This window comes from Paenisporosarcina sp. HGH0030 (assembly GCF_000411295.1).
Lineage (GTDB): Bacteria > Bacillota > Bacilli > Bacillales_A > Planococcaceae > Paenisporosarcina.
The window spans coordinates 60,791-76,958 of record NZ_KE150422.1 but is presented as its reverse complement, the minus strand read 5'-3'; the positions used below and the strand labels follow the sequence as shown (position 1 = coordinate 76,958).

The window sequence follows — 16,168 nt, the reverse complement described above, 5'->3', positions numbered from 1 at the left end:
TCGTAAAGTTAAACATCACTAATAAAGGGGGAATAACTGGTGAATATCACATATAAACGGTTATCATTATTAAATTTTGAAGATGCACTTGCTTTGTTCAATAAAGGTTTTGAAGGATACCTAATCCCGATGCATTTAACAATGGAACAGTTTGTTGGACGCTTTGGCAACGAAGGATTGTCGGTGGAACTATCAGTTGTAGCTTTTGATGGAAACACACCAATTGGGTTTATTCTGCAAGGAATAAGAGAAAATGACGGAGTTAAAATTTCCTGGAATGGTGGTACGGGGATCATTCCTAAATATCGGGGTAAGGGCGTTGGACTTCACCTAATGAAAGAAGCAGAGCGCATTCTTGTGGAAAATGAAGTAGCCTTTGCAACTTTAGAGGCTTTGTCTGAAAACGGGCCTGCAATCAAATTATATGAAAAGTGTGGATACGAAATTCAGGATAAGCTTGTATTTTTATCTGGTTCCGGAAAACTAATCGACAAACTGCCTGAATTAGGAGATTACGAATTAGAAAGATTTCCTGCGTTTCTAGCCATTGGATCAGATCTTTTTCCAACGCTCGTCCCGTGGCAAACAGCCGAGAGTGTTGTACCCAAAGTCGGTGGAGAAGTAGTGAATTTGTTAAAAGAGAGGGAAATAAAAGCATCCTGTTTAATTCGAAAAAGAGGAATTTATAATAATCCTTCGGATGGAATTACCTTATTCCAAGTGGCTTCCAGAGACGAACAACATGAGGTTAACCTTCTATTGGCACATGCACTTGAATATGATCAACCTGTTAGTCGATCTACATACAACTTTATGACGGGGAAAGGCAATGTGGTATCTTACCTTCAGGAAAGTGGTTTTGAAAATACAGCAATTTCACAAGTCTTTATGCTCAAGAAATACTAAAAAACAACCAATCATTCACCCAAGGGAGTGAAGCGATTGGTTGTTTTCTTTTAATAGACGTTGAAGAGCTGCACGGAAATTCACATACGTTTCGATTTCCACTTGAATACCAGCATGAACAATTTCTCTGACAAATCGAGGATTAAAACCAACATAAATCGGACGAATACCCATTAGTTTAAGTGAGTTATTCAGTTGGTAAATTTCCGTTGCCAAATCATTGTAATCAAAAGATGCAACGTCTTCTACTGTAACTCCAGTAAAATCAAAGATAGCTCGCTCCGTTTCACGATGGGTTCCTGCATATTGAAGTGCTTTGGTTTGAATCATATCAAAGCGTTCTTTGAACATATATCCGGCAATCGGAATCAATATTGTATTTGGTACGACAGAAGGAATCACTGGGGCAGACATGTTCTTGATAATATTTTCATAGTATTTAACTTTCTCTTTCAGTTGTTGCAATTCAAGTTCTTGAGTCATTTTACACCTCAGTGATTATTTTCACTAAGTATAGCATAATCTATTCTTGATTCTGCACGAAAAAAGGATAGACACGAGGTCTATCCTTTTTGACTCTGCAAAAATTCAGTTACTTGTTCAGGTGATTTTGCATTTGCACTGTGCAAATGAGCTTTCTTTTCGCTATCCTGATAAATCAGCAAGCTTGGAATGCCCATAACATCATACTTTTCAGCAATTTCAGGAAGTTCGTCGCGATTCACTTCGTACCAAGTGTATTGTTTATACTCTTCAACGATTGGATCAATGAACATGTCCATACGAGTACAATCAGGGCACCATCCAGCAGTGAATTTTACGATGACTTCATTATCAGAAGAAATAATGTCATTGAATTGTTCAGTTGTTGTAATAGATTTCATTTTTGTTCCTCCTCGACTTCTATAGGAACAGTTTACACGGTTTTACTTCCATCGGATAGCAATTTGTTTCATTACTGAAGCTGTTGCTTGTATCCCTGGAATTGTTGTGTCGCTTGTTGGATTTCTTTAGGATCTGCCGGTGTCAATTTATACCAACCATGCTTGAACATTAAGTCGTAAAGGCTACGTTGTTGTTTGGATGTAGCTCTTAATTGAGTGAAAATGGTTTGATATAGCGCATCATGGCTGGCCTCATGCATTGCCGTTGCATAAGAATTACATAAATATTTTTCAGTAGAAAGGGCATCATTTAAGATGTCGCGGTCGTTTAATTGCGGTGTTTCAACATAAGGAGTTTGTGGATTTTTCACTGTTTGCTGATTCATGAAACAGAACCTCCTTCATTTTGTTTCAGTAACTTGAGCAACTCGTCGTAATGATTACTGTGCATTTGTTCAGCTGTCTCAAATTCCTTCTTCAAATCAGGGAGTTGGCAATTTTCAGCCGCCCAATTCATTTTTTTAGCTGCCAGCAAATTCCATGACATCATATCTGTCAAGTAGCTGAAATCTTTTGAAGAAACCATTTTAGGGGGTTCGGGAAATGAAATTGGCTGTTCTTTTTGTTGTGAAAATAAATTCATGTAATGTATCCTCCTTTTCGTTTTAGTGTGAGGCAGAAATGATTATATATACATTTTCCGTTTAGTTTCTTTTGTAAAAAAGATGTTAGGGTAGTTATGTATATATAGGAAAGAACATACTAATAAAATGTATTTGAATAGAGGAGGCTGGAACTCATAATCGAACAATCGATGCGTGAATTCTAAAATTGATGTGGATGAGAATTTCAAAAAAATCATTAAAACCCATTTATTGAAAGGTAACTATACGGCCATTGCTTCTCATGACGAAGCAATGATCAACTATACGAAAGAATTAGTTAAGGAACATGGGATTGCAAGCAATCAATTCGAGTTCCAGATGTTGTTTGGTATTCGTGAAGAATTACAGCGCCAACTTGTAAAAGAAGGCTATAAAAGCGTATTTATGTCCCATATGGGTCTGATTGGTATGGTTATTTTATGAGACGCTTAGCTGAACGGCCAGCAAATGTTGCGTTTGTTGCCAATGGTATTTTGAATAAATAATAGGAGAGGAGATGCCAACGAACATCTCCTTTTTGAATTAGACTTGGAAAAGTTTTATTTGAATTCTTCAGCTACATAGTGCATACAAAAAATACGCCTTTCATAGAATAAAAGGACGCAATAGTTAGCAAGATTTTTCGGGGTAAATTTTGGTTTTTAATCATCATTTAAATATTGCGAAAAAATTGAAAATGAACTAAACTAATAGACATAGAGGTTGTTTCTATTTTTTTTCATTAAAAAATGAATGAGTATTCATTCAAAAACTCTAAAGGAGGCTTTGCACGTGACTTATCAAATTAAAAAGGCTGCTGTTCTGGGTTCTGGCGTTATGGGTTCAGGAATCGCTGCTCACTTAGCAAATATCGGAATTCCAACTTTATTGCTTGACATGGTACCTCGAGATTTAAAAGTAGAGGACAAAAATAATTCAAAAGCTCGTAATCAAATAGCCCAAGGTGCACTAGAGAAACTTCTAAAACAAAAGCCCGCACCCCTATCGTCAAAGAAAAATCTTTCATTATTGACAGCAGGAAATCTCGAAGACGACTTGGATAAATTAAAAGATGTCGACTGGATTATCGAAGTTATTGTAGAAAATCTGGATATTAAAAAAGGTCTTTACGAGAAAATTGACGCGGTTCGTAAGCCAGGCACAATTGTCAGTTCTAATACTTCCGGCATTAGCATCAATGCAATGGCTGAAGGACGAAGTGAAGATTTTCAAAAGCACTTCCTTGGCACTCATTTCTTCAATCCGCCACGTTATTTAAAACTGTTGGAAGTTATACCAGCTCATCATACGCTCCCGGAAGTTGTAGTATTCATGCAAACATTCGGTGAGGATCGTTTAGGAAAAGGTGTTGTTCTTGCTAAAGACACACCAAACTTTATTGCGAACCGCATTGGTACGTATGGCCTTCTTGTGACACTTCGTGAAATGCTGGCAAGAGGCTACTCGGTTGGTGAAGTGGATTCCATTACAGGTCCTGTCATTGGTCGTCCGAAATCGGCGACGTTCCGTACGCTTGATGTGGTCGGTTTGGATACTTTTGGTCACGTCGCAAAAAACGTTTACGACCAGACTACAGGTGACGAACAAAAAGTGTTCGAATTGCCGACCTTGATTACTAATATGCTTGAAAACGGCTGGTTAGGTGCAAAATCAGGTCAAGGATTTTTCCTGAAAAAAGGTAAAGAAATTCTTGAATTGAATGCTGAAACGATGGAGTACGAACCAGTGAAGAAGCTGAAAACCCCTTCATTGGAAATGGCGAAGCAACAAAAAGGTCTTGCAGCTAAAGTGAAAACATTAACTTATGCTAAAGATCGCACAGGGGAATTACTGTGGAGCATTTTAGCACCTACATTGTCTTATTCCGCAAAACTACATGGAGAAATTGCAGATGATATCGTGGCAATCGATAATGCGATGAAGTGGGGGTTTGGATGGGAACAAGGACCATTTGAAGTATGGGATGCCATCGGCGTAAAAGAGTCCACTGAAAAAATGGCAGCGGAAGGGTTGGAAATTCCAACTTTCACACAAAGCTTACTTGATCAAGGATTCGATTCCTTCTATAAAGAAGACAATGGAGATTTGTATTTCTTCAATGGTGAGGGTTATTCATTGGTTCCAACGAATGAAAAAGTAATTAACTTAAAACGTTACAAGAAAAAACATGGCGTAATCAAGAAAAATTCAGGTGCCAGTTTAATAGATTTAGGAGATGGGATTGCTTTACTGGAGTTCCATTCACAATCAAATGCAATCGGGCTCGATATTATCCAAATGATTAACTTTGCAGTTGATGAAGTAGAGAAAACCTTTAAAGGTCTTGTGATTGGTAACCAGGGGAAAAACTTCTGTGTAGGCGCAAACCTTGGCATGATTCTTATGGAGGCCCAGGACGACAATATTTTTGAATTGGATTTCGTCGTGCGTTCGTTCCAAAACGCCATGATGAAAATAAAGTATTGTTCGAAACCTGTAGTGGCAGCTCCATTCGGCATGACGCTTGGTGGCGGGGCGGAAGCATGTCTGCCAGCTGCACACATTCAAGCATCTCATGAAACATATATGGGATTAGTTGAGGTGGGAGTGGGACTCATTCCTGGAGGCGGCGGAAATAAAGAATTGTATATGAAACACTTAAAAGGCTTGCCAACGGGTGTTCATGTTGATTATCAGTACGTGTCAAACAAAGTGTTTGAAACAATTGCCATGGCAAAAGTATCGACATCTGCCGAAGAAGCACGTGAAAACAACTTCCTGAACTTTGCAGACGGTATCAGTGTAAATGCTGATCACTTAATCTATGATGCGAAACAAGTTGCACTTTCGCTATATGAAAACAACTACAAAGCACCTCTTCGTGAAAAAGTACCAGTAACCGGCGAGTCAGGATATGCAACGCTGTTACTTGGAGCTGAAGGAATGTTCCTTTCAGGTTTCATCAGCGATCATGATTTAAAAATTGCGAAGAAATTAGCCTACGTGCTAGCAGGAGGAAAAGTGCCTTACGGTACTTTGGTCGATGAACAATATTTACTCGATTTAGAACGTGAAGCATTTTTAAGTTTAGTAGCTGAACCAAAATCTCAAGCGAGAATGCAGCACATGTTAGTGAAAGGAAAGCCACTTCGTAACTAAGCGTACGAAGCGGCAATGAGGAGGAGAACTTATGCGCGAAGCAGTTATTGTAGCAGGTGCCAGAACACCTGTAGGGAAAGCGAAAAAAGGCTCCCTTGCAACAGTGAGACCAGATGACTTTGGTGCATTGGTTGTAAAAGAAACGTTAAAAAGAGCGGGCGGTTATGATGGTCCGATTGACGATTTGATTTTAGGCTGTGCAATGCCTGAAGCGGAACAGGGGATGAACGTTGCCCGTAATATAGGTGCACTGGCAGGACTTTCAGATACAACACCAGCGATTACTATCAACCGCTTCTGTTCTTCAGGTCTGCAATCAATCGCTTATGCAGCAGAACGCATTATGCTTGGTCACTCTGAAGCAATCATTGCAGGTGGTGTTGAATCGATGAGTATGGTTCCGATGATGGGAAATACAATTCGTCCTAACGCAACACTTGCAGAAACAGCACCTCAATACTATATGGGGATGGGGCATACTGCTGAACAAGTGGCAATGAAGTTTGGCATTACCCGCGAAGACCAGGATGCTTTTGCTGTACGCTCACATGAGCTTGCAGCTGCAGCCATCGCGGCAGGTAAATACAAAACAGAAATTGTACCAGTAGAAGTTCTGAAAAGATATATTGATGAAAATAACAAACCACAAGAAAAGAAAATCATGTTCGAAATGGATGAAGGCGTTCGTGTTGGGACGAACATGGAGACTCTGGCAAAACTTCGTCCGGTATTCAACGCACGTGGGACTGTAACTGCAGGAAATGCATCTCAAACTTCTGATGGTGCAGGTGCAGTGCTTGTCATGGATCGAGAAGTAGCTGAAGCGCAAGGACTAAAACCACTAGCTAAATTCCGTTCATTTGCGGTTGGCGGGGTTCCACCGGAAGTCATGGGAATTGGACCGATTGTAGCGATTCCAAAAGCGTTGAAGCTAGCGGGTCTTTCAATTGAAGACATTGATTTATGGGAATTGAACGAAGCATTCGCATCGCAATCGATTCAAGTAATTCGTCATTTAGGAATCGACATCAATAAAGTGAATGTCAATGGTGGTGCCATAGCACTTGGACATCCACTTGGTGCTACAGGTTCGATTTTAACGTTGAAAATGATTCATGAATTAAAACGTCAAGGCAAGCAATTTGGTGTTGTCACGATGTGTATCGGCGGAGGCATGGGTGCAGCTGGCGTATTTGAGATTCTTTAATTGAATTATTGAAAAAATAGGAGGGAAACAAAATGACGAAGACGATTGCAAATGTAATTAAAGGCGGAAGCTTTTTAGTGGAAGATGTAGCACTTGATCGCGTCTTTACACCGGAAGACTTTACAGATGAACATAAAATGATTGCTAAAACAACAGAGGATTATGTTACACATGAAGTGGTGCCAGTCATTGAAAACTTGGAACATCATGAGTTTGAGCATTCTGTAAGACTATTAAAATCAGCTGGTGACTTAGGTTTACTAGGTGCAGACGTGCCTGAAGAATACGGCGGTCTGGCATTGGATAAAGTTTCATCTGCACTAATTGCAGAGAAAATGTCGCGTGCAGGTGGTTTCTCCATTACTCACGGTGCACACGTTGGAATTGGATCATTACCAATTGTACTTTTTGGGAATGAAGAGCAAAAACAAAAATATTTGCCTAAACTCGCTACTGGCGAACTAATTGCCGCTTACGCGCTAACAGAGCCAGGTTCAGGTTCGGATGCTTTAGGTGCTAAAACTTCTGCCAAGTTAAATGCAGAAGGTACGCACTATGTATTAAATGGAGAGAAACAATGGATTACAAACGCTGGTTTTGCGGATGTATTTGTTGTGTATGCAAAAATTGACGGAGAACAATTCTCTGCTTTCATCGTAGAACGTGAATTCTCAGGCGTTTCAGTAGGCGCGGAAGAGAAGAAAATGGGGATTAAATCTTCTTCGACACGTACTTTAATTTTACAGGATGCACAAGTGCCGGTTGAAAACTTACTTGGGGAAGTTGGCCGTGGCCACGTTATTGCATTCAATATCTTGAATATTGGTCGTTACAAATTGGGAGTGGGTACAGTTGGTGCATCCAAACGTGCTTTTGAATTGGCTGTTGCCTATTCGAACCAACGTCAACAATTTAAAACACCGATTTCTTCTTTCAACTTAACAAAAGAAAAGCTTTCAACAATGGCATCCAAATTATATGCTTCGGAAAGTTTGATTTATCGTACGGTTGGTTATTTTGAAGACCGCATGAGTCAATTGAGTCCTGAAGAGCAAAAAGATGGCAAAGCTATTGCTGCTTCTATTGCGGAATATGCTATTGAATGTTCAATCAACAAAGTGTTCGGCACAGAAGTATTGGATTATATTGCGGATGAAGCAGTTCAGTTGCATGGCGGTTACGGCTTCATGCAAGAGTATGAAGTAGAGCGCATCTATCGTGACTCCCGCATTAACCGTATTTTCGAAGGCACAAATGAAATCAATCGTTTGCTGGTACCTGGTACGTTCTTGCGTAAAGCTATGAAAGGTGAACTTCCACTTCTTCAAAAAGCACAAGCGCTTCAATCAGAATTGTTAATGATGATGCCAGAAGAAATTGAAGATACACCATTAGCTCAAGAAAAAGTATTGGTGCAAAATGCTAAAAAAATCGGCTTGCTAGCTGCAGGTTTAGCGGCTCAACGTTACGGTACAAAACTTGAAACTGAACAAGAGGTATTGGCAAACATTGCGGACATCGTGAGCAATCTATTCGCAATGGAATCAGCTGTTCTGCGTACAGAGAAAGCAATCCAGCGTGACGGTGTTGATAAAGCGAACCAAAAACTTCTATACACTCAAATCTTCTGTCAGGAAGCTTTTGAATGTATCGAAAAAGATGCGAAAGAAACATTGATTGCTGCAGTTGAAGGCGATAACTTACGCATGATGCTTTCTGCACTGCGTAAATTGACTCGCTCTACTCCTTATAATGTAATTGCCAAAAAACGTGAAGCTTCGGTTAAATTGATTGACGCTGAGAAATACGTAGTTTAATAAAATCTCGATATTTGACCCTATTATTGAACAAGGCGAAGTGCTTCTGCCACTTCGCCTTGTTTGTATTTTAAGAAAACTATTAATACTAAAAATCACCGATAGGTTCTTCGATGAACCTAAGGAGAACTTCCTTCAATACTGGAAATAAACAAGTGAAAATATTTGATTGACGCAAAGAAAAACGTAGAATAAAAAATCCGAACGCTTCTGATGAGGTGTTCGGATTTATTTTTTGATAGACTGGTTAAAATGATGATAAGGAGGTTTAATGATGGCTATTACGTATTATGGATATCCGAAATGTAGTACTTGCAAAAAGGCTAAAGCATGGTTGGATGCCGAAGGTCTTTCGTATCATGATGTACATATTGTAGAAACTCCCCCTTCAAAGGAAGAGTTGAAAAAGATCGTAGAGACAAGTGGGTTGCCGCTTAAGAAGTTTTATAACACGAGTGGAATGAAATATAGGGAGCTTGGTTTAAAAGATAAACTGCCGACGATGTCAGATGAAGAACAATATGAATTGCTTGCTTCAGACGGGATGCTCATTAAAAGACCCCTTGTGACGGACGGCTTGAAAGCCACAGTAGGTTTTAAGGAGTCGGATTTTACTGTGAATTGGAAAAGCTGATTTTCAGTTCTTGTTTTTAAGGAAAGATTATGTCAAACTGAAGTTGAATATATTACATATTTGGAGGGGTATTAATGAGCACACCAAAAGAATTACGCTACTCTGAGGAACACGAATGGGTTAAAGTTGAAGATGGAAAAGCACGCATCGGCATCACTAACTTCGCTCAATCTGAGCTTGGTGATATTGTATTCGTAGAACTTCCACAAGTAGGCGACGAAATCAAAACGAACGAACCATTTGGCAGTGTTGAATCTGTTAAAACAGTTTCTGAGCTATACGCACCAATCAGTGGTAAAGTAGTTGAAGTGAACAGCGGATTGGAAGACAGTCCTGAATTCGTGAATGAATCTCCATACGAGAATGCATGGATGATCGTTGTAGAACCTACAGATTTGTCTGAAGTGGACTCATTAATGACGGCTGAGCAATACGAAGAAATGACACAAGAGTAATATCGTTAGTTGAACGCCGACATTTGTTCGGCGTTTTTTGCATATGTCGATTATAACAGCGAGTTTAAAACGGGATATTGAAAAGAGTGGCATTGGTTGTGATCGGGAAGAGTTGCAACCTGATGGACTCCGTTTCAAGAAAACTTTTTAAACAATCTTTTATGTCAGTACAGCCAGGAGTGATCCCATGCCAATTGATAAAGTCATAATTGTAGAAGGTCGATCAGATAAACAGCGGATTCTGCGTCTTATTGCAGAGCCAGTTGAAATTATCTGCACGAACGGAACAGTCAGCCCCACGCGATTGGAAGAAATATTAGCCCCCTACGATCAGTTGGAGATTTATGTATTTGTCGATGCTGATAAGTCCGGAGAGAAATTACGTGCGCTCATTAAACGTGAATTTCCCGAAGCACTTCATTTATATACTGATCCAGCCTACCGAGAAGTTGCGACTACACCAATGAAAGTTCTAGCAACTGTGTTGCTCGGAGCGAATATCGATGTTAAAGCGGAATTTATTGCCTAAAGGATGAATACAATGAAAGAATGGACGCGTGCGGAGTGGGAAAATCATTCTCAAAACGCAAAGAGGGCAGCTTATTATTTATATACGCCCATGTGTGGAACTTGCCAAGTTGCCTCAAAAATGATGGACGTTGTGGAAGAACTTTTGCCGGATTTGCAAATAGGGAAAGCAAACTTGAACTATGTAGAAAGTTTAGCGGTCGATTATCAAATCCAAAGCGTCCCTTGTTTACTCATTGCGGAAAATGGTCAAATAGTTGAAAAAGTTTATGCTTTTCAATCAGTTCCCTATCTCTATAATCGTTTGCAAAAAAATAATTGACGTTCGCATTTGAACGTGTTACATTATCATTCGTAACTAAAAACTTAATATCGTAAACTCTTATAAAGAGAGGCTGAGGGAAGTGCCCTATGAAGCCCGGCAACCGTCACAATTTGTGAAATGGTGCCAAATCACTCAAAGCGAATTTGCTTTGAAAGATGAGAGAACGGTCTAACGTATATAATTGTGCATTAGTCCCTTCTGCTTGTCTGCGGAAGGGATTTTTATTTTTTTAGGATATTTCAATAAAATGATGTTGATATTAAGCGAAATGAAAGAGTTTATTTGCGCGCATTAAGCTTGAGAGCAGGTAAGTGGTTTTAAACTTGTTGACTCATGCGAAACTTGCAGCCAGCGCAAGTGCACGATAATGAAAACAAATAAAATGCGTTATAAATTCAGAGGTGAAGTGAATATGATTCAATTAAAAAACTTATCAAAACGGTTTGAAACCGCTAATGGACAACTCATAGCGGTAGATGACGTGAATGTGACGATTGATCAAGGCGAGATTTTTGGCATAATCGGTTACAGTGGAGCCGGAAAAAGTACTTTGATCCGATTATTAAATGGCTTGGAAAAACCTACTTCAGGTAGTGTCACTGTAAATGGACACGAAATCTCGTCCAGTTCAGGACAAGATCTTCGTAGTGCAAGACAAAAAGTAAGCATGATTTTTCAACATTTCAACTTACTATGGTCGCGGACAGTCGAGGAAAATATTTCATTCCCACTAGAAATTGCAGGGATTAGCAAAACGAAACGTTCAGAACGAGTTAAAGAATTAATCGAACTAGTTGGATTGACAGGCAGGGAGAAAGCATACCCTTCCCAATTATCCGGCGGTCAAAAGCAACGGGTAGGAATTGCACGTGCCCTTGCCAATAATCCTGAAGTGCTTCTATGTGATGAAGCGACATCAGCACTTGACCCTGAAACAACAGATGCCATATTGGAACTATTGGTAGACATCAACAAACGGTTGGGTTTGACAATTGTCCTGATTACACATGAAATGCATGTCATCCGTAAAATTTGTCATCGGGTTGCGGTCATGGAAGCTGGAAAAGTGGTTGAAATGGGAAGTGTACTTCAAATATTCCAAACACCTGAACAACCCATTACGAAACGCTTTGTTGCCCAGGTAAATGGTCCGGAGTCAGCCAGCCAGACGATTGCTCATTTGGTAGAGCAATATCCCACAGGCAAGCTTGTGAAACTTGTTTTTGTCGGAGATAGAACGGAACAACCGATTCTATCAAGATTAATTAAGCAATATCAAGTAGAAGTTAACATCGTTCAAGGGAATATCGCACAAACTCAAAATGGTGCATATGGAACGTTATATTTACAAATCGATGGCGATTCAAATGCCATCAATCAAGCGATTGATTATTTACATGGACAAGATGTTCATACGGAGGTGATTTCACATGATTGAAAACCTTCTACCGAATGTGGATTGGGAAAAAATGTGGGAAGCCACACTTGAAACGTTATATATGACTTCAATGGCTACCGTTTTAACTTTCATAATCGGACTTGCACTTGGAATTTTGCTGTTTGTAACTAGCCCTCGTCAATTATGGGCAAATAAAATAGTGTACTGGTTAACAGGGGCGTTCGTTAATATTTTCAGATCCATCCCGTTTATCATCTTAATTATTTTGTTGATTCCGTTTACTAAATTCCTACTCGGTACGATTCGTGGGGCAAATGCTGCATTACCGGCACTAATCATAGGTGCAGCACCATTTTATGCCCGCATGGTCCTGATTGCATTACGTGAAATAGATAAAGGTGTAATTGAAGCTGCTCGCTCAATGGGCGCTAAAACTTCCACAATCATATGGAAAGTGCTTCTTCCAGAGTCCATGCCTGCATTAATCTCAGGACTGACCGTTACAGCAATTGCCCTTGTAGGTTATACCGCGATGGCAGGAATTATTGGAGCGGGCGGTCTTGGAACACTCGCATTTTTAGATGGCTTCCAACGCAGTAGGGGAGATGTAACAGTTGTTTCCACAATTATCATTTTACTAATTGTCTTTATCATCCAATGGGTGGGAGATTCGATCACAACAAAAACAGACAAACGTTAAGGTGCTTTCGGGTGAAAGCTCGATCAAATAAACAAAAAAAGGGAGAGAAAATGATGAAGAAATTTGTAGCAGGAATTTTATTATCGGCAAGTGCAATCACTCTAGCGGCATGTGGAGGAGGAGCTGGCTCATCATCAGGTGGAGACAGTAAAGAACTTGTAGTGGGAGCATCTAACGTACCCCATGCAGAAATTTTGGAACAAGCAAAACCGTTGCTTGAAGAAAAAGGTATTGAACTTAAAATTGAAACTTACCAAGATTACATTTTACCGAATGAGGATTTGGAAAATGGCGATTTGGATGCTAACTACTTCCAGCACATTCCTTACTTCGAAGCTCAAATGGCCGATCATGGCTATGATTTTGCCAATGCTGGCGGTATCCATATTGAGCCAATCGGTGTGTACTCCAAAAAATATAAGACTCTGGATGAACTTCCTGAAGGAGCAACGATACTAATCAGTAATTCAGTTGCTGACCATGGTCGTATCCTATCTATGTTGGAAGCTGAGGGTCTAATCACATTGAAAGAAGGCATTGATAAGACAACAGCAGAAGTAAAAGATATTGTAGACAATCCGAAGAACTTGGAATTTGATGCAGAATACGAAGCGGCACTACTTATACAAATGTACCAAAATGAAGAAGGCGATGCGGTGCTAATCAACTCAAACTACGCAATCGACGCTGGGTTGAACCCATTGGAAGATTCAATCGCTATTGAAAACTCAGAGTCTCCATACGTAAATATCATTGCTGTAAAAGCTGGTAATGAAAAAAATAAAGAAATTAAAGCATTAGTTGAAGTATTGAAATCTAAAGAAATTCAAGATTTCATTTTAGATGAATGGGGCGGCTCGGTCGTTCCAGTTAAATAAAGTAATCCTATGGACGTCGGGAAACCGGCGTCTTTTCTATTTCTTGGAAGAGGATACTTAGTCACTCAGTAACTTGAAGTTTGATTTTTTGTAGGAATTATTGGGTGAGACCGATTAAATGGTATTTGATGCCGATTAAAACTAAGTCAATGCCGTTTAAATCTCAGTTGAACCCAATTAAATCCAAGACGATGCCGATTAATTTTCACTTTACTCCAAATTAAATGAGTGTCATACCGAGTTAGGATTTAATCCAAACGATGATTATATTAATGATTGTACATTACATAGCACAGGATAGTTTTGAATTGGCAACAAATATAAATCGAGATGAGGCATCACCATGTTAATCGTGAATCGACTTTCACGTGAAAAAACTAATGAAAGTAGCTCTTTGGAATCATAATTTTCAATGTGTTCCGACTATTTTGTATAGCCTTTACATTGGGAATATTGTTATGGTAGGATAATGATGCAAATTGACTACATATAAAGGAGATTCAATGATGAAAAAATTATTACTACTACTTACTTCACTTACAATCGTTCTTGCGGCATGTTCATCCGATAAAGAAGAAAAGCCGGAAACAACAACAAACGGAGCAGCAAAGACTGAAGAAAAAGCTAATCCTGCAGCAGATATGATGAAGTTTTATTTATCCATTTCTCAATCAATTAATGAGGTTGATGCTGATTTAAACGCTTTTGAAGATGCACAGGGTGAAGCAGCACTTCCTGAAGGTGCCGATCTTCAAGCGATGAAAGATGCAGCAATAGCTTCTGCAGACAATGCATCAGCAAAAGTAGAAGCGTTGGAAGTTCCTAAAACCTTAACAAAGCAACAAGAAGCAATTAACAGCGCACTTTCTAAAATTCAAGAAGCTTACACAATGAAATCAAAAGCGTTAGCTTCTGAAGGCGAAGTTCAATTAGATGAAGCAAATGCAAAATTCCAGGAAGCTGACAAAGAGTTAAATGCTGTCCTTGAAGAAATCGGTTTGGTTGGTTCAAGTATTTTTAATGAAGTTTCTTTATAAGAAACAAATCATAGCTTGATTTGTTGGATGTTTTCCAAAAAAGTTCTTCCGTTAATTCGGTCGAACTTTTTTTTATTTTGAGCTGATTAAAAATCTCGTTGTAAATTTTGTACATATGCGCTTGCCGCTTGTTAGGCCTAAGCCAACGTACTGAGATTAACCAGTTAGTCCGTGGAAATCGAATCGATACATACTTTTGTTATAAAACAAAAACAAAAGTTATGAGAGTTTTTGTTTAAAAGTTTGACCTGTGGGTATATATACAAATGTGAAGGATTACAACTTACAACAGTAGGTTGAAAATTTGAAAGGAATGATTCACTATCCAATCACTAGATTTTACCTACACAGAACGTATGGACCAAGCATTCAGAAGCGCACATGGAGTTGGATTGGTTGATTATCAAAACGACGCCGATATACGAATTAGGGTTGAAATGCAACGTGAACGTGATCATGAAATTGGCCAACAAATCGCGGCTCGTCTAGAGCGTCAAGCACATTGAGAAGTATAATAAATAGTAGCAAAAGTCAGTGAGCCTAGGTTCATTGGCTTTTTTTTGTCGTTTCTTAGTGAAATCGATTCTCAATTAGATTCGCTTTATTGAAAATGAAAAACTGTGAATGATAGTATATGATAAATCGTGCTGATATTAGTTAATTTCAATTGTGTTAAACGATTTTCATATATTTAATAGGCCGTTTAAAAGATTTGCAAGGGGTCGATAATTCGGTTAAGATTAGAATGATAATAAATTAAGAATGGTTTTTTCCGTTCATTTATACAATATGGAGGTTATAAAATGTCGACTTTAGTTATTCAAGATCTTCACGTTGCCATTGATGGTAAGGAGATTCTTAAAGGATTGAACCTTACACTTAATACAAACGAAATTCACGCAATCATGGGACCAAATGGTACTGGTAAATCTACTTTAGCTTCAGCAATCATGGGTCACCCGAAATATGAAGTAACTTCTGGTTCAGTCACTTTAGACGGTGAAGATGTACTGGAAATGGAAGTAGATGAGCGCGCTCAAGCGGGTCTTTTCTTAGCAATGCAATACCCAAGTGAAATCACTGGTGTAACGAATGCTGACTTCTTACGCTCAGCAATTAACTCACGCCGTGATGAAGGTGATGAAATTTCAATTATGAAATTCATCCGTGAACTTGATTCGAAAATGGAATATCTAGAAATGGACCAAGATATGGCTCAACGCTATTTAAATGAAGGTTTCTCAGGCGGAGAGAAAAAACGTAACGAAATTCTTCAATTAATGATGCTTCAACCAAAATTTGCGATTCTTGACGAGATTGACTCTGGTTTAGATATCGATGCACTTAAAGTAGTTTCTAAAGGAATCAACCAAATGCGTGGCGAAGGTTTCGGTTGTTTAATCATCACTCACTACCAACGCTTATTGAACTACATCACGCCTGATCATGTACATGTAATGATGCAAGGTCGTGTAGTGAAATCTGGTGGAGCGGAACTTGCTCATAAACTAGAAGCACAAGGTTACGATTGGATTAAAGAAGAATTAGGAATTGAAGACGAAACTGTAGGTCAAGAAGCGTAAGGAGGAGACATA

At 39.1% G+C, this 16,168-nt stretch carries 17 protein-coding genes, 1 pseudogene and 1 riboswitch; of the genes and pseudogenes, 14 read left to right on the top strand and 4 right to left on the bottom strand.

The features are described from left to right. Positions 1–39 precede the first annotated feature (39 nt). Complete coding sequence (locus HMPREF1210_RS17400; protein WP_016429053.1) at positions 40–906, top strand: GNAT family N-acetyltransferase; 867 nt, start codon at positions 40–42, stop codon at positions 904–906. Between the two features lie 15 nt (positions 907–921). Here the strand turns inward: HMPREF1210_RS17400 and HMPREF1210_RS12475 are convergent, their stop codons facing one another. The 4 genes from HMPREF1210_RS12475 to HMPREF1210_RS12460 all read right to left on the bottom strand — a co-directional run bounded on the left by HMPREF1210_RS12475 (position 922) and on the right by HMPREF1210_RS12460 (position 2,433). Then, complete coding sequence (locus HMPREF1210_RS12475) at positions 922–1,389, bottom strand: STAS domain-containing protein (protein WP_016429052.1); 468 nt, start codon at positions 1,387–1,389, stop codon at positions 922–924. An 80-nt stretch (positions 1,390–1,469) separates the two neighbouring features. Next, entirely contained in the window at positions 1,470–1,790 is a 321-nt protein-coding gene (locus tag HMPREF1210_RS12470) for a thioredoxin family protein (RefSeq protein ID WP_016429051.1), read from the bottom strand. Positions 1,791–1,861: 71 nt separating this feature from the next. Further along, positions 1,862–2,176 (bottom strand): spore coat protein, encoded by a 315-nt coding sequence (locus HMPREF1210_RS12465; RefSeq protein ID WP_016429050.1) that lies wholly within the window; start codon positions 2,174–2,176, stop codon positions 1,862–1,864. Continuing rightward, complete coding sequence (locus HMPREF1210_RS12460; protein WP_016429049.1) at positions 2,173–2,433, bottom strand: hypothetical protein; 261 nt, start codon at positions 2,431–2,433, stop codon at positions 2,173–2,175. The genes HMPREF1210_RS12465 and HMPREF1210_RS12460 overlap by 4 nt, the downstream gene beginning before the upstream one ends. Before the next feature lie 184 nt (positions 2,434–2,617). Between HMPREF1210_RS12460 and HMPREF1210_RS12455 the strand changes: the two are divergent. The 13 genes and pseudogenes from HMPREF1210_RS12455 to sufC all read left to right on the top strand — a co-directional run. Beyond that, positions 2,618–2,940 (top strand): annotated as a pseudogene (locus tag HMPREF1210_RS12455) (proline dehydrogenase family protein); the annotation flags it as partial. 286 nt (positions 2,941–3,226) lie between these two features. Continuing rightward, complete coding sequence (locus HMPREF1210_RS12450; protein ID WP_016429047.1) at positions 3,227–5,593, top strand: 3-hydroxyacyl-CoA dehydrogenase/enoyl-CoA hydratase family protein; 2,367 nt, start codon at positions 3,227–3,229, stop codon at positions 5,591–5,593. 31 nt (positions 5,594–5,624) lie between these two features. After that, a complete protein-coding gene (locus HMPREF1210_RS12445; protein ID WP_016429046.1) occupies positions 5,625–6,800 on the top strand; it encodes an acetyl-CoA C-acetyltransferase in 1,176 nt (391 codons plus the stop codon). A 32-nt stretch (positions 6,801–6,832) separates the two neighbouring features. Continuing rightward, complete coding sequence (locus HMPREF1210_RS12440; protein ID WP_016429045.1) at positions 6,833–8,617, top strand: acyl-CoA dehydrogenase family protein; 1,785 nt, start codon at positions 6,833–6,835, stop codon at positions 8,615–8,617. A 274-nt stretch (positions 8,618–8,891) separates the two neighbouring features. Next, entirely contained in the window at positions 8,892–9,251 is a 360-nt protein-coding gene (locus HMPREF1210_RS12435) for an arsenate reductase family protein (RefSeq protein ID WP_016429044.1), read from the top strand. Between the two features lie 74 nt (positions 9,252–9,325). After that, positions 9,326–9,706, top strand: coding sequence for a glycine cleavage system protein GcvH (gcvH, locus tag HMPREF1210_RS12430; protein WP_016429043.1), 381 nt, complete (start codon positions 9,326–9,328; stop codon positions 9,704–9,706). Between the two features lie 187 nt (positions 9,707–9,893). Continuing rightward, positions 9,894–10,235 carry a toprim domain-containing protein gene (locus HMPREF1210_RS12425; RefSeq protein WP_016429042.1) on the top strand — a complete coding sequence of 114 codons (342 nt, stop codon included), beginning with the start codon at positions 9,894–9,896 and terminating at the stop codon, positions 10,233–10,235. 12 nt (positions 10,236–10,247) lie between these two features. After that, on the top strand, positions 10,248–10,556 hold the full coding sequence (locus HMPREF1210_RS12420) for a thioredoxin family protein (RefSeq protein ID WP_016429041.1): 309 nt from the start codon (positions 10,248–10,250) through the stop codon (positions 10,554–10,556). A gap of 57 nt (positions 10,557–10,613) precedes the next feature. Then, positions 10,614–10,721, top strand: a riboswitch (SAM riboswitch). Between the two features lie 250 nt (positions 10,722–10,971). Then, a complete protein-coding gene (locus HMPREF1210_RS12415; RefSeq protein ID WP_016429040.1) occupies positions 10,972–11,997 on the top strand; it encodes a methionine ABC transporter ATP-binding protein in 1,026 nt (341 codons plus the stop codon). After that, positions 11,990–12,658 (top strand): methionine ABC transporter permease, encoded by a 669-nt coding sequence (locus HMPREF1210_RS12410; RefSeq protein ID WP_016429039.1) that lies wholly within the window; start codon positions 11,990–11,992, stop codon positions 12,656–12,658. The genes HMPREF1210_RS12415 and HMPREF1210_RS12410 overlap by 8 nt, the downstream gene beginning before the upstream one ends. Before the next feature lie 53 nt (positions 12,659–12,711). Further along, entirely contained in the window at positions 12,712–13,536 is an 825-nt protein-coding gene (locus HMPREF1210_RS12405) for a MetQ/NlpA family ABC transporter substrate-binding protein (protein WP_016429038.1), read from the top strand. Between the two features lie 506 nt (positions 13,537–14,042). Continuing rightward, positions 14,043–14,573 (top strand): hypothetical protein, encoded by a 531-nt coding sequence (locus HMPREF1210_RS12400; RefSeq protein ID WP_016429037.1) that lies wholly within the window; start codon positions 14,043–14,045, stop codon positions 14,571–14,573. 803 nt (positions 14,574–15,376) lie between these two features. Then, entirely contained in the window at positions 15,377–16,156 is a 780-nt protein-coding gene (gene sufC / locus HMPREF1210_RS12395; RefSeq protein WP_016429036.1) for a Fe-S cluster assembly ATPase SufC, read from the top strand. The last annotated feature ends 12 nt before the right edge of the window (positions 16,157–16,168 follow it).